Annotated in this window: 11 protein-coding genes; 1 reads left to right on the plus strand and 10 read right to left on the minus strand. The window is 68.0% G+C overall.

Going from position 1 to position 13,643, the window contains the following annotated elements; all coding sequences use genetic code 11:
* Positions 1 to 796 precede the first annotated feature (796 nt).
* The 7 genes from AB4Y67_RS09500 to AB4Y67_RS09530 form a co-directional block, all read right to left on the minus strand.
* A complete protein-coding gene (locus tag AB4Y67_RS09500; protein WP_441405523.1) occupies positions 797 to 1,630 on the minus strand; it encodes an HpcH/HpaI aldolase/citrate lyase family protein in 834 nt (277 codons plus the stop codon).
* Between the two features lie 4 nt (positions 1,631 to 1,634).
* Entirely contained in the window at positions 1,635 to 2,183 is a 549-nt protein-coding gene (locus AB4Y67_RS09505) for a MaoC family dehydratase (RefSeq protein ID WP_441405524.1), read from the minus strand.
* The gene (locus tag AB4Y67_RS09510) at positions 2,180 to 2,941 is read right to left on the minus strand and encodes a CoA transferase subunit B (protein ID WP_441405525.1); all 762 of its coding nucleotides are present in this window, start codon (positions 2,939 to 2,941) and stop codon (positions 2,180 to 2,182) included. Before AB4Y67_RS09510 ends, AB4Y67_RS09505 begins: the two co-directional genes overlap by 4 nt.
* 3 nt (positions 2,942 to 2,944) lie before the next feature.
* Entirely contained in the window at positions 2,945 to 3,781 is an 837-nt protein-coding gene (locus AB4Y67_RS09515; RefSeq protein WP_441405526.1) for a CoA transferase subunit A, read from the minus strand.
* Positions 3,782 to 3,821: 40 nt separating this feature from the next.
* Complete coding sequence (locus tag AB4Y67_RS09520; RefSeq protein WP_441405527.1) at positions 3,822 to 4,985, minus strand: acyl-CoA dehydrogenase family protein; 1,164 nt, start codon at positions 4,983 to 4,985, stop codon at positions 3,822 to 3,824.
* A 74-nt stretch (positions 4,986 to 5,059) separates the two neighbouring features.
* Positions 5,060 to 7,291, minus strand: a complete 2,232-nt coding sequence (locus tag AB4Y67_RS09525) for an ATP-binding protein (RefSeq protein ID WP_441405528.1) — start codon at positions 7,289 to 7,291, stop codon at positions 5,060 to 5,062.
* Between the two features lie 7 nt (positions 7,292 to 7,298).
* Positions 7,299 to 8,906: a carboxyl transferase domain-containing protein gene (locus AB4Y67_RS09530; protein ID WP_441405529.1), complete on the minus strand. Its 1,608-nt coding sequence runs from the start codon at positions 8,904 to 8,906 to the stop codon at positions 7,299 to 7,301.
* A 148-nt stretch (positions 8,907 to 9,054) separates the two neighbouring features.
* On the opposite strand from AB4Y67_RS09530, the gene AB4Y67_RS09535 reads away from it, so the two are divergent.
* Positions 9,055 to 9,768, plus strand: a complete 714-nt coding sequence (locus tag AB4Y67_RS09535) for an SACE_7040 family transcriptional regulator (RefSeq protein WP_441405530.1) — start codon at positions 9,055 to 9,057, stop codon at positions 9,766 to 9,768.
* Positions 9,769 to 10,010: 242 nt separating this feature from the next.
* On the opposite strand, the gene AB4Y67_RS09540 is transcribed toward AB4Y67_RS09535, so the two are convergent.
* From AB4Y67_RS09540 to pdhA, 3 genes are read right to left on the minus strand one after another with little or no spacing between them, the layout of a single operon-like run.
* Positions 10,011 to 11,408, minus strand: coding sequence for a dihydrolipoamide acetyltransferase family protein (locus AB4Y67_RS09540; RefSeq protein WP_441405531.1), 1,398 nt, complete (start codon positions 11,406 to 11,408; stop codon positions 10,011 to 10,013).
* Positions 11,405 to 12,415: an alpha-ketoacid dehydrogenase subunit beta gene (locus tag AB4Y67_RS09545; RefSeq protein WP_441405532.1), complete on the minus strand. Its 1,011-nt coding sequence runs from the start codon at positions 12,413 to 12,415 to the stop codon at positions 11,405 to 11,407. The genes AB4Y67_RS09540 and AB4Y67_RS09545 overlap by 4 nt, the downstream gene beginning before the upstream one ends.
* Positions 12,415 to 13,593 (minus strand): pyruvate dehydrogenase (acetyl-transferring) E1 component subunit alpha, encoded by a 1,179-nt coding sequence (gene pdhA / locus AB4Y67_RS09550; RefSeq protein ID WP_441405533.1) that lies wholly within the window; start codon positions 13,591 to 13,593, stop codon positions 12,415 to 12,417. The genes AB4Y67_RS09545 and pdhA overlap by 1 nt, the downstream gene beginning before the upstream one ends.
* Positions 13,594 to 13,643: the final 50 nt, after the last annotated feature.

Consider the following 13,643-nt stretch of genomic DNA (forward strand, 5'->3'; position numbering starts at 1 on the left):
CCATCTGACGCAAGTGGCCGCTAAACGACCCGCCATAGCGGCCAATCGTGGCGAATCGACGAGGTTCAACCCCATGGGCCACACCCCGCCCCGCAGCTCAACCCAGGAGAATCCGGCAGAACAAGCCAGGACGCTCCGTGGCCCTTGCTCCGCACCCAAGGGGCACCCATCTGACGCAAGCGGCCGCTAAACGACCCGCCATAGCGGCCATTCGTGGTGAATCGACGAGGTTCAACCCGATGGCCCACACCCCGCCCCGCAGCTCAACCCAGGACACTCCCGCAGAACAAGCCAGGACGCTCCGTGGCCCTTGCTCCGCACCAAAGGTGCACTCATTTGACGCAAGTGGCCGCTAAACGACCTGCCGTAGCGGCCACTCGTGGCGAATCGACGACGTTCCACGCCATGGGCCACACCCCGCCCCGCAGCTCAACCCAGGACAATCCGGCAGAACAAACGAGGACGCCCGGTGGCCTGCGCTCCGCACCGAGGGGCACCCATTTGACGCAAGTGGCCGCTAAACGACCCGCCATAGCGGCCATTCGTGGTATCGACGAGGTTCGAACCCGCGGACCACACCCCGCCCAGCAGCTCAACCTAGGACACCACCCCCGCGGAACAAGCCAGGACGCCCGGTGGCCCGTGCTCCGCACCCAAGGTGCACCCATCTGACGCAAGTGGCCGCTAAACGACCTGCCCAAGCGGCCATTCGTGGTGAATGGCCGAGGTTCCACGCCGCGCAAGACCGGGCCGCAGCCACACGCCGCGCCACAAACGAAAGCCGTAGCCCCAGAAGCTAGCGGCCGGCGCGCCGGAGCGTGGATTCGGCGTGCTTGAGGATGGGGCCGTCGATCATCTTGCCGTTGAACTGGAACACACCGGAACCTGCCTCGGCGGCGGCGGCCAGCAGTTCGGCGGCCGCCTCGACCTCGGCTTCGGACGGCGCGTAGGCCCCGCGGACCACGGCCACCTGGTTCGGGTGGATGCAGGCCTTGGAGCCGAAGCCCGAGGCGACGGCGTCGCGGGCTTCGACGGCGAGGCCGTCCAGGTCCGGGATGTTGACGTAGACCGAGTCGACGGCTTCCTTGCCGAACGCGCGGGCGGCCAGCAGCACGGTGGAGCGGGCGTGCAGCGCAACCGCACGGTAGGCGCCGTCGTCCGTCCTGCTGGACGTGCCGCCGAGCGAGGCGAGCAGGTCTTCGGCGCCCCACATCAGCCCGACCACATTGGGTTCGGCCGCGATGGCCGCGGCATTAACAACGCCCAGCGCTGTCTCGCAAAGCGCAATCACGCTGAAGCCCTCGAGCTCCTTGAGTTGGGCAGCACTCTCGGCCTTGGCCAGCATGATGTGCCGGTAGGGGGTGTGCTTGAGGCAGTGCAGGTCCTTCTCGAACTCCTCCGTGCCGGCAGGGTTGATCCGGACGATCGTGCGGCTCGGGTCCAGCTCGGGGACGTCCCCGGTGGCGCCGAGCTGGGCGAGGATGGCGCCGCGGGCCCGCTGCTTGTCCGCGGGTGCGACGGCGTCCTCGAGGTCCACGATCACGGCGTCAGAGCGCTCGGCCGCCTTCTGGTAGCGCTCAGGGCGGTCGGCAGGGCAGAACAGCAGGGCGGGGCCCATCAGGAAACTCATGGATCTATTCTGCCCTTTTGCGCGCGTTCTGGGCTTCGGAGTGCGCATCCCGTGTCCACATCAGGCAGCTGCGGGTGGCGAGGGCGACGACGTCGCCGTTCTGGTTCCGGCCGGTGTGCTTCATGGTCACAATCCCCTGGCCCGGGCGGGAGGAAGACAGCCTTTTCCCGGTCACCACCGTCTCCGTGTACAGCGTGTCGCCGTGGTACATCGGGTGCGGGAAGGACACGTCCGTGAGCCCCAGCTGGGCGATGATGGTGCCCTGGGTCAGCTGCGGCACGGACTGCCCCACCACCGTGGCGAGGGTGAACATGGAGTTCATCAGGCGCTGGCCGAACGGCTGCTCCGCGCTCCAGGCGGCGTCGAGGTGCAGCGCCTGAGTGTTCATGGTCATGGTGGTGAAGAGGACGTTGTCCGCCTCGGTCACGGTCCGGCCGGGCCGGTGCGCGTAGACCACATCCTCTTCGAGTTCATCGAAGTAGAGTCCGCGCTGTTCAATGACGCGGGGCTCGACGGCGCGGGGTTCAGCCGCGTGCTGGGAATTCGTTGTCATACGGTCAGTTCCTGGTCTTCCTCGAAGAGTTCGGCGCCGGTGGCAGCGGCCACGTCCTCCGCCGTCACGTTGGGGGCAAGTTCGCGCAGTACCAGCCGGGACGTGCCGCCCTCCGTCACGACGTCGATCACCGCCAGGTCCGTGATGATGCGGTCCACGCAGCCCTTGCCGGTCAGGGGCAGCGTGCACTGTTCCACGATCTTGGGCCGGCCGTTCCGGTCGACGTGCTCCATCATCACGATCACCTTCTTGGCACCGAACACCAGGTCCATGGCGCCGCCCATGCCTTTGACCATCTTGCCCGGGATCATCCAGTTGGCCAGGTCACCGTTCCGGGCCACTTCCATCGCGCCGAGCACTGCGACATCCACGTGGCCGCCGCGGATCATGCCGAAGGAGGAGGCGGAGTCGAAGAACGCGGCGCCCTTGTTGACGGTGACGGTTTCCTTGCCGGCATTGATCAGGTCCGGATCCACCGCGTCCTCGGCCGGGTACGGGCCGACGCCGAGGATGCCGTTCTCGGAATGCAGGACCACCTCGACGCCAGCCGGGATGTAGTTGGGAATCAGTGTGGGCATCCCGATGCCAAGGTTGACGTACTGCCCGTTGTGCAGCTCCCGCGCCACCCGCGCGGCCAGTTCGTTGCGCGTCCAGCCTTTGCTCTCAACACCGGCGGGATGCCCGACGGCGGGGGGCCGGTATTCGTGGCGGACCGCTTCGGGACGGGGCGGCGCACCCGGCAGGCTGTTGGATTCCATGGCCTAGGCTCCTGACTGGACTGTTGCTGGGACGGCGGCGGCAGGGTTCGAAGCTGCGGCGGCAGGTGCGCTGCCGGAGGCGGACGCTGCGGCCAGCGCCACCGTCCGCTTCTCGATCCGCTTCTCAGCGCCGGGCGCGAGCACCACACGCTGGACGAAGATGCCGGGAATGTGGACGTGTTCGGGGTCCAGCTCCCCCGGCTCCACGAGTTCCTCCACCTCGGCGATCGTGACCTTCCCGGCCATGGCGCAGAGCGGGTTGAAGTTCATCGCGGTGGCGTGGAAGACGAGGTTGCCGTGGCGGTCGCCCTTCCATGCGTGGACGAGGCCGAAGTCGGGGGTCAGCGATTCCTCCAGGACAAAGTCGGCGCCGTTGAAGCTGCGCACCTCCTTCGCCGCCGAGGCAATCGCAATGTTGCCGTCGGCGTCGTACTTCTGCGGCAGGCCGCCGTCGGACACCTGGGTGCCGACGCCGGCAGGCGTGTAGAACGCCGGGATGCCGGCCCCGCCGGCACGCAGCTTCTCGGCCAGCGTGCCCTGCGGGGTGAGGATCACCTCGAGCTCGCCGGCGAGGTACTGCCGGGCGAACTCCTTGTTCTCCCCCACGTAGGAGCTGATAGTGCGGCGGATCCGGCCGTCCTTGAGCAGGATTCCGAGCCCCCAGTCGTCGACGCCGCAGTTGTTGCTGACGGTTTCCAGGTTCTTGGTGCCGCTCGCGTGCAGCGCGTCGATCAGGGCCACCGGAATGCCGCAGAGTCCGAACCCGCCGACGGCGAGCGAGGCGCCGTCGTGGATGTCCGCAACTGCCTCGGCAGCGCTGGCCACAACCTTGTTAATCATCGTTGATTCCCTCTCTCGACGGTTGCGGCCAGCGGGCCGGTCAGAGCCCCAGTTCGCGGGCGATCAGCATCAGCTGGACCTCCGTGGTGCCCTCGCCGACTTCAAGGATCTTGGAGTCGCGGTAGTGGCGCGCCACGGTGAATTCGTTGATGAAGCCATAGCCGCCGAACACCTGGGTGGCGTCCCGCGCGTTGTCCATGGCTGCCTCGCCTGCGACCATCTTAGCGATGGCTGCCTGCGTCTTGAACGGCTTGCCGGCGAGCATCCGGGCGGCCGCGTCGTAGTAGGCCAGCCGGGCAGTGTGGGCGCGCGCTTCCATCCGGGCTATCTTGAACGCGATGGCCTGGTACTTGCCGATGTTCTGTCCGAACGCGCTGCGTTCCTTGGCGTATTTCACCGACTGGTCCACGCAGCCCTGGGCCGCGCCGACGGCCAGCGCCGCGATCGCGATCCGGCCCTCGTCCAGGATTGAGAGGAAGTTGGCGTAGCCGCGGCCCCGGGTGCCCAGCAGGTTTTCCTCGGGGACGTGGACGTTGTCCAGCGTCAGCGGGTGGGTGTCCGAGGCGTTCCAGCCGACCTTGTTGTAGGCCTTCTCCGCCTTGAAGCCGGGCGTGTCGGTGGGCACCAGGATGGTGGAGATTTCCTTCTTGATGCTGCCGTCCGGGCGTTCCTCCTGGCCGGTGACCGCGGTGACGGTGACGAGCTTGGTGATGTCCGTGCCGGAGTTGGTGATGAACTCCTTGTTGCCGTTGATGACCCATTCCCCGCCGCCGAGCTTGGCGGTGGTCTTGGTGCCGCCGGCGTCGGAGCCTGCTTCCGGCTCAGTCAGGCCGAAGCCGGCGAGCGCCTTGCCGGAGGCCAGCAGCGGCAGCCACTCCTGCTTCTGAGCCTCGTTGCCGAAGCGGTGGATCGGCATGGCACCGAGGGAGACGCCTGCCTCCAGGGTGATGGCGACGGACTGGTCCACGCGGCCCAGCTGTTCGAGGGCGAGGGCCAAGGCGAAGTAGTCGCCGCCCATGCCGCCGAATTCCTCCGGGAACGGCAGGCCGAACAGGCCCATTTCCGCCATCTGGGAGACAACCTCGTAGGGGAAGCTGTGTTCCTCGTCGTGCTTGGCGGAGACCGGAGCCACTACTTCATCGGCGAATTCGCGGACGGTGTTGCTGAGGTCCTGGTAGTCCTCGCTGAGTTCAAAATCCGGCATGGTGACTCCTTTGTCTGGAAATTCTGTTGGTGGTGCTGTCTGAGAATTGCGGTCTGGTGGTGAAGCTGTGGAATCTAGTCCGCGGCGCCCATCGCGATGACGGATTCCTCGATGGAGTCTTCGGCTCCGGAGGGTTCCGGAGGGTGGATGGTGGCCAGGATCTGGTCTGCCTTCACGAGGTCGCCGGAGGCGGCGCTGATGTGCACGGTCCCGTCGAGCGGCGCCACGAGCTGGTGCTCCATCTTCATGGCCTCCACGGAGAGCAGGACCTGGCCGGCGGTCACGGCGTCCCCGTTGCTGACGGAGACGGACACCACCGTGCCCGGCATCGGCGAGCGCACCGCGGGGTCCGCGGCACCTTCCACGCGTTCGACGGCGGCCAGCACCCGGGCGAGCTTGGTCTCACGGGTGAGGGGTTCGAGGCGGCAGGACCACCCGTCGTTGCCGAGATAAACGAATTCCGGCGGGTTCTCCCGCGGGTGGTCCTGTCCGGACCCCGCATGGGCGAACCTGAGTTCCCCGCCGTCGAGCTCCAGAAATACGTTGGAACTGGACAGCCCGATGACTTTCACGTCGTGCGCCGGGCCGTTGTTGACCCGGACGGTGGCGTGGCCGAGGTCCAAATAGTTCAGCCAGGTCACGGCCACAGTAGCCAAGGCCCCACCGGGAACACCGAAGCTCATGGTCCAGGCGGCCGGTGCCCCCAGGCGCCAGCCCGTGGTGGTGTCCCACGGCGAGCTCAGCGTTTCCGGTGCCTCGGCCAGGACCCAGAACGGCATCGCCGCGGCGATCAGCTCGGCGTCGCCGGCGCGGCGGAAGGTGAAGCCGTCCATCTTCCGCTCGATCAGGCCGGTGTCGAGCCGGCCCGCCCGGACGTCGGCGTCGTTGATCAGCAGGCGGAGGTATTCGACGTTGGTGTCGATCCCCAGCGCCGTGTACCGGGAGAGCGCCGTGTCGAGCTTGTCCAGCGCCGCGGAGCGGTCCACGCCCCAGGCGATGACCTTGGCGACCATGGGGTCGTAGTCGCTGGAGATTTCCAGGCCTTCCAGCAGCGAGGAATCGATCCGGATGTCAGGATCAGCAGAGGCCGGGCTAACGGCGTCCAGGTCGTCCATCGCAGTGAAGATCTCGCCTCGCTCATCCAGGAGCAGCACCTCACCGCCCGAGGGCAGGAAGTTCCGTTCCGGGATCTCCGCGTAGACACGCGCTTCCACCGAGTGCCCGGTGAGGACGACGTCGTCCTGCCGGACGGTGAGTTCCTCGCCGGCGGCGATCCGCACCTGCCATTCGACGAGGTCGACGCCGGTAACCATTTCGGTGACGGGGTGCTCGACCTGCAGCCGGGTGTTCATCTCCATAAAGAAGAACTCGTCCGGGGCGTTGTCGGAAACCAGGAACTCCACGGTGCCGGCACCGCTGTAGTTGACGCTGCGCGCGGCGTTGCACGCGGCCTCACCGAGGCGGGCCCGGATATCGGCGCCGTCGGGCAGGGCGTCGAGCAGCGGGGACGGCGCTTCCTCGATGACCTTCTGGTGGCGGCGCTGCAGCGAGCACTCGCGCTCCCCGAGGTGGATGACGTTGCCGTGGTTGTCGGCGAGGACCTGGACCTCGATGTGCCGCGGGGTCAGGACGAGCCGCTCCAGGAACAGGGTGTCGTCGCCGAAGGCGCTGGCCGCGACCCGGCGGGCGGTGGCGAGGGTTGCCTCCAACTCCTCGGCGCGTTCCACGATGTGCATGCCCTTGCCGCCGCCGCCGGCGGAGGGCTTGATCAGCAGTGGGAAGCCGACGCCGGCCGCGGCGTCGATCAGCTGCGCGTCCGTCATGCCGGGTTCGGCGATGCCGGGGACCACCGGAACGCCGTAGCCGGTGACGTGGTTTTTGGAGCGGATCTTGTCGCCCATGACGTTGAGGGATTCGACGCCGGGACCGATGAACGTGATCCCGGCCTTCTCCAGCGCGCGGGCGAAGTCCACGTTCTCGCTCAGGAACCCGTAGCCCGGGTGCACGGCTTCGGCGCCGGTGTCGCGGCAGGCCTGGAGGATCGCCTCGATCTTGAGGTAGCTCTCGGCCGCGGCCGCAGGGCCGATCCGCACGGCGACGTCGGCCTCCCGCACGTGCCGGGCGTCTTCGTCGGCGTCGGAATAGACGGCCACCGAACGGATGCCCAGCGCCCGCAGGGTGCGGATCACGCGGCACGCGATCTCGCCGCGGTTGGCGACGAGCACGGTGCCGAAGAGAGGCTTGGCGCCCGTCAGCGTCGGCGACGTTGTAGTCGACGAAGAAATACTCGAGGAAGAAATAGTCATGGCTGGCTCACATCCGGAACAGGCCGAAGGAGGTCTCCGGCAGCGGGGTGCGGGAGACGACGTCGAGCGCCAGTCCCAGGACGGTGCGGGTGTCCGCGGGGTCGATCACGCCGTCGTCCCAGAGGCGGGCGGTGGAGTAGTAGGGGCTGCCCTGATCCTCGTACTGCTGTTTGATCGGGGCCTTGAAGGCTTCCTCGTCGGCGGCGGACCATTCCTCGCCGCGGGCCTCGTACTGGTCCCGCTTCACGGTGGCGAGCACGCTGGAGGCCTGGTTGCCGCCCATCACCGAGATCCGGGACGCCGGCCACATCCACAGGAACCGCGGCGAGTAGGCCCGGCCGCACATCGAGTAGTTGCCGGCGCCGAACGACCCGCCGATCACGACAGTCAGTTTGGGAACCCGGGCGGTGGCGACGGCGGTGACCATCTTGGCGCCGTTCTTGGCGATGCCGCCCTGCTCGTAGTCCTTGCCGACCATAAAGCCGGAGAGGTTCTGCAGGAAGATCAGCGGAATGCCGCGCTGGTCGCAGAGTTCGATGAAGTGCGCGCCCTTGAGCGAGGACTCGCTGAAGAGCACCCCGTTGTTCGCCACGATGCCCACGGGGTGGCCGTGCAGCTTCGCGAAGCCGGTGACCAGGGTGGTGCCGTAGTCCTTCTTGAACTCGTGGAAGCGGCTGCCGTCCACCAGCCGGGCAATCACCTCGCGGACGTCGTACTGCGCGTTGACGTCCGTGGGGACGGCACCGTAGAGCTCATCCGGGTCGGCAACGGGTTCGACGGCGGTGTCGATGTCCCAGGCGGGGGCCGCCGGCTTCGGCAGCGTGGAGACGATGTCGCGGACGATCTGGAGGGCGTGCTCGTCGTTTTCGGCGAGGTGGTCGGTGACGCCGGAGATCTTGGAATGCACGTCGCCGCCGCCGAGTTCCTCGGCCGTGACGATCTCGCCGATGGCGGCCTTCACCAGCGGCGGGCCGCCCAGGAAGATGGTGCCCTGGTTGCGGACGATCACGGTTTCATCGCTCATCGCGGGAACGTAGGCGCCACCGGCGGTGCAGGAGCCCATCACCGAGGCGATCTGCGGGATCCGGGCCGCGGACATCTTGGCCTGGTTGAAGAAGATCCGGCCGAAGTGTTCCCTGTCCGGGAAGACCTCGTCCTGCTTGGGCAGGAAGGCCCCGCCCGAGTCCACAAGGTAGATGCACGGCAGCCGGTTCTCCAGCGCGATTTCCTGGGCCCGGAGGTGCTTCTTCACCGTCATCGGGTAGTAGGTGCCGCCCTTGACGGTGGCGTCGTTGGAGATGACCAGCACCTGGCGGCCGTGGACCAGCCCGATCCCTGCAATCACGCCGGCGCCGGGGGAATCGTCGTTGTACATGCCGTTGGCGGCCAGCGGCGCGATCTCCAGGAACGGGCTGCCGTCATCGAGCAGGTGGTCGATGCGTTCGCGCGGCAGGAGTTTGCCGCGGGCCACATGGCGTTCCCGCGACTTCTCCGGCCCGCCGAGGGCTGCCGTGGCGAGGCGCTCGTTCAGCTCGCGGGCCAGCCCCAGCTGGGCCTCGCGGTTCGCGGCGAAGGCGGCGCTTGTGGCGTCCACCTGGCTGGCGATTGTCTCCATTGACTGCTTCCGTTCCGGGCCTTCATGCCGGGGGCTGCAATTGCACCCGCTCCAGCCACTTCGGTTAGTACCGCATAACTGAGATTTAGGTTAGTCTCTATTAACTGTGATGTCCAACACAGGACAGCAGAGTCAGCTGCACAGTCAAGTGGAATTCGAAAAGAGGGACGTGCCGGTGACCGAGTCCAGCCAGACAACCCAGGCCCCTCCGGCCTCTTCCGGTTCGACGCCTCCTACATCGACACCTCCCGCATCAACCCAGCGCAGCCAGGCCAAGGAGAACAGGCGGCAGGCCCTGCTGTCCGCGGCCGCCGAGCTGTTCGCCGTCGACGGCTTCAACCGCGTCTCGCTGGAGGATCTGGGCGCCGCGGCGGGCGTCAGCGGCCCTGCGGTGTACCGGCACTTCTCCGGCAAGCAGGCAGTCCTCGGGGCGCTGCTGCTCAGCGTCAGCCAGGATCTGTTCGACGGCGGCCGGCGCGTGATTGCCGCTTCCGACGGCGCCGCCGTTGCGCTGCGCCGGCTGGTGGAGTTCCACGTGGACTTCGCGCTGAGTAACCCCGACGTCATCCGCGTGCAGGACCAGGACTTCAGCAACCTCGCCGACGACGACCAGGCGCAGGTCCGCACGCTGCAAAGGAACTACGTGGAGCTCTGGGTCGAGGTATTGGCCGGGCTGCACCCCGAGACCGAAGATACTGAACTCCGGATGCGCGCCCACGCCACGTTCGGCCTGATCAACTCCACGCCGCACTCGGTCCGCAGCCACGGGCGCCGGATCGCAGTCAAGCGGGCACGGCCCCTGCTCCAGAGCATGGCGCTGGCGGCCCTGATGGCCCCGGCCGTTCCCGACCCGCTCGACTGACCTGTCCCTGCCCGCGTGCCGGGTCCCCCTGGCCCCGCGGCTCACGCCGTCCCGCCCACGCCGCCCGGCCCCGCAGCTCACGCCGTCCCGCGCTCCGGGGGCCCTTTGGCGCGAACACGCCGACTGCCAAGGCGCCGCCGTCGAACTTTCCGGCCAATGTGCCCCCGGACGGACAACCCGCCGCACAACAAAGCTGCCGGCCACCCCGGGAGGGGGCAGCCGGCAGCCGTGACGTTGGGGGCCTAGACCATGGCGAGGGCCATGCCCGGGTCGGAGAGCATGGCGCCGAGGTCCTGCAGGAAGCGTGAGCCCTGCTCGCCGTCGACCAGGCGGTGGTCGAAGGACAGGCTGAGCGTCATGACCTGGCGCAGCGCCACCTCGTCCCGGTACTCCCACGGCATCTTCCGCACGGCACCGAGGGCCAGGATGGCGGCCTCGCCCGGGTTCAGGATGGGTGTGCCGGCATCGATGCCGAAGACGCCGATGTTGGTGATGGAGATGGTGCCGCCGGAAAGCTCGGCCGGGGCCGTCTTGCCGGACCGCGCCGTGTCCGTCAGTTCGGTCAGCGCCGTGGAGAGCTCCAGCAGGGACATCCGGTCGGCGTCCTTGATGTTCGGAACGGTGAGGCCGCGCGGGGTGGCCGCCGCGATGCCCAGGTTCACGTAGTTGTACTGCACGATCTCCTGCTTGGCCTCATCCCAGCGGGTGTTGAGCGTGGGGTGGTTGCGCAGGGCGATGAGCACAGCCTTGGACACGATGGTCAGCGGGGTCAGCTTGTAGCCGGCAAACGCGCGGCTGGCCTTGAGCTTCGCCAGCAGTTCCATGGTCGGGGTGACGTCGACGGTCAGGAATTCCGTGACGTGCGGCGCCGTGAAGGCGCTGGAGACCATGGCCGCGGCGGTGAACTTCCGTACGCCCTTGATGGGCGTCCGGGTTTCCCGCTCGCCCTGCGCCTGGGCCTGGACGGGCACGCCGGCCAGGTCCCGGGGTGCCACCGGCAGGTCTCCCCCGCCGACGAAGTTGCGGACGTCGTCGCGGGTGATGAGCCCGAACTCGCCCGTGCCGGCGACGGCCGCGAGGTCGACGCCGAGATCCTTGGCCAGCTTGCGCACGGGCGGCGTGGACCGCGGGCGGTCCCCGGAGTGCGCGGCGGCAGCGGGTTCGGCCACCGGGGCGGGCGCGACCGGTTCGACCACCGTGGCCGGCGCGGCCGGGGCCGGTGCGGCGGCCGAAGCCGCGGGAGCGGCGAAGCTGCGGGTGCGGCGGGCCGGTCGGCCGGAGTTCTCCAGGACGGCGCCGTAGCCCACGAGGTTCGGTTCACGTTTGGCGGGCGCGTCCGCACCGGTACCTCCGGCAGTTCCAGAGCCGCCGGCGGGAGCGCCGTCGTCGCCCTCTACCTCGAAGGAAACGATCGGCTTGCCGACCTCCACGACGGTGCCGGGCTGTTCGTGCAGGGCAGCGACTACCCCGGCGAACGGCGAGGGAAGCTCGACGACGGCCTTGGCCGTTTCTACTTCCGCGATGATCTGGTTGAGCGCGACGGTGTCCCCCACCGCGACCTTCCAGGCGACGATTTCCGATTCGGTGAGACCTTCGCCGAGGTCGGGCAGCCGGAATTCCTTGATCATGGTGGCGCTCATCCTTCCAGCCCGCTCAGGGAGTTGGGGCGGCCCAGGGCACGGTCGACGCCGTCCAGGATCCGGTCCAGGCCCGGGAGGTGGTGCATTTCAAGCTTTGAGTACGGGTACGGGACGTCGAAGCCGGTGACCCGGACCGGTGCGGTTTCAAGGTGGTAGAAGCAGCGTTCGGTGATGCTGGCGGCTACTTCGGCGCCGATGCCGCCGGTCTGGGAGGCCTCGTGCGTGATGACGAGCCGGCCGGTCTTCCGGACCGAGGCTTCCAGCGTCGCGAAGTCCAGCGGGGCGAGCGAGCGCAGGTCGATGACCTCGACCGACACGCCTTCGTCGGCGGCGGCGAGCGCGGCGTCCGTGGCGGTCTTGACGAGCGGGCCGTAGGCCACGAGCGTCACGTCCTTGCCTTCGGTGACGACGCGGGCCTTCTCCAGGGACAGGGCGGCGCCGAGGTCAAGGGTCTCGTCCACCTCGCCCTTGTCGTGGTAGCGGCGCTTGGGTTCGAAGTACAGCACCGGATCATCGGAGGCGATGGCCTGCTGGATCATCGTGTAGGCGTCCTGCGGGTTGGAGACGCTGACGACGCGCAGCCCCGACGTGTGGGTGAAGTAGGCCTCGGGCGATTCCGAGTGGTGCTCCGGGGAACCGATGCCGCCGCCGAACGGGACGCGGATGGTGATGGGCATCTTGACCGCGCCCTGGGTGCGGTAGTGCATCTTGGCGACCTGGCTGACGATCTGGTCGAACGCCGGGTATATGAAGCCGTCGAACTGGATCTCCACCACTGGGCGGTAGCCGCGGTACGCGAGTCCGACGGCGGTGCCCATGATGCCGGACTCGGCGAGCGGGGTGTCCACGACGCGGTGCTTGCCGAAGTCCTTCTGCAGGCCGTCGGTGACGCGGAAGACACCGCCGAGGGCGCCGATGTCCTCGCCCATGAGGATCACCTTGGGATCGTTCTCGAGGGACTTGCGCAGGCCCGAATTGATGGCTCGGGCGAAGGTCATCTTCGTCATCAGCGTGCACCTTCTTCAGTAGCGGCTTCTGCGGGATCGCCGAAGGAAGCCAGGTAACGGGAATAGTGGTCCTGCTGGCGGTCCAGCGAGGAATTGGGCGTGCTGTAGACGTGTTTGAAGATGTCCATCGGCTGCGGTTCGGGCATGTTGATGGTGCCCGCCCGCAGTGCCTTCGCGACGGCGTCCGCCTTGGCGGCGACGGCGGTTTCGAGGTCCTCGGTGAGGAGCCCCTTGCGTTCCAGCAGCGACTTCAGCCGGGCGATTGGGTCCTTGGCGGCCCAGTCCTCGAGCTCGTTGGCGTCGCGGTAGCGGGTGGGGTCGTCCGCCGTCGTGTGCGGGCCCATGCGGTAGGTGACGGCCTCGATGAAGGTGGGGCCGCCGCCGCGGCGTGCACGGTCGATGGCGATGCGGGTTGCGGCCATCACGGCCAGGACGTCGTTGCCGTCCACGCGCATGCTGGGGATGCCGAAGCCTGCGGCGCGGTCAGCGATCTGGATGTGGGACTGCAGCCGGACGGGCTCGGAGATGGCCCAGTGGTTGTTCTGGCAGAAGAAGACCACCGGGGACTGGAAGCTGGCGGCGAACACCAGGGCCTCGTTGACATCGCCCTCGCTCGTGGCGCCGTCGCCGAAGTAGGCCACGGCGACCGAATCGGCGCCGTCGTTCTGGATTCCCATCGCGTAGCCGGTGGCGTGCAGGGTCTGGGCGCCGATGATGATCTGCTGCGTGGCGACATTGACCGTGTAGGGGTCCCAGCCGGCCAGGGCGTTGCCCCGCCAGGCTTTGACGATGTCCTCGGGGTTGACGCCGCGGCAGTAGGCGACGCCGTTGTCACGGTAGCTGGGGAAGACGAAATCGTCGTCCCGAAGGGCCCGGGCCGAGCCGATCTGGGAGGCTTCCTGGCCCAGCAGCGGCGGCCAGAGGGCGAGTTCGCCCTGGCGCTGCAGGGCGGTGGCTTCGGCGTCGATGCGTCGGATGACCACCATGTCCTCGTAGAGCGCGCCGAGCTGTTCGTCGCTGACGTCCTGGACCCAGGGATCGAACTCGGGATGGCTTACGCGTTCACCCCCGGGGGTGATGAGTTGGACGAGGTCCCCGCCCGTCCGCCTGTTTGATTCTGCACTGTTCCCGGGGCCCCCGGCGGAAATACCGCCCTTGCCCGCGTCGTCGGTAAACACAGTTGTCCGCACCTTCTGACGTCGTCTGACCGATACTCGCAGGACTCGTG

Origin of the sequence: Arthrobacter sp. YAF17 (assembly GCF_052113365.1) — a bacterium.
Lineage (GTDB): Bacteria > Actinomycetota > Actinomycetes > Actinomycetales > Micrococcaceae > Arthrobacter.

Coding starts and splice junctions, on each gene's coding strand:
- AB4Y67_RS09500 (WP_441405523.1), bottom strand. CDS start 1,630: ATGAGTTTCCTGATGGGCCCCGCCCTGCTGTTCTGCCCTGCCGACCGC.
- AB4Y67_RS09505 (WP_441405524.1), bottom strand. CDS start 2,183: ATGACAACGAATTCCCAGCACGCGGCTGAACCCCGCGCCGTCGAGCCC.
- AB4Y67_RS09510 (WP_441405525.1), bottom strand. CDS start 2,941: ATGGAATCCAACAGCCTGCCGGGTGCGCCGCCCCGTCCCGAAGCGGTC.
- AB4Y67_RS09515 (WP_441405526.1), bottom strand. CDS start 3,781: ATGATTAACAAGGTTGTGGCCAGCGCTGCCGAGGCAGTTGCGGACATC.
- AB4Y67_RS09520 (WP_441405527.1), bottom strand. CDS start 4,985: ATGCCGGATTTTGAACTCAGCGAGGACTACCAGGACCTCAGCAACACC.
- AB4Y67_RS09525 (WP_441405528.1), bottom strand. CDS start 7,291: ATGACTATTTCTTCCTCGAGTATTTCTTCGTCGACTACAACGTCGCCG.
- AB4Y67_RS09530 (WP_441405529.1), bottom strand. CDS start 8,906: ATGGAGACAATCGCCAGCCAGGTGGACGCCACAAGCGCCGCCTTCGCC.
- AB4Y67_RS09540 (WP_441405531.1), bottom strand. CDS start 11,408: ATGAGCGCCACCATGATCAAGGAATTCCGGCTGCCCGACCTCGGCGAA.
- AB4Y67_RS09545 (WP_441405532.1), bottom strand. CDS start 12,415: ATGACGAAGATGACCTTCGCCCGAGCCATCAATTCGGGCCTGCGCAAG.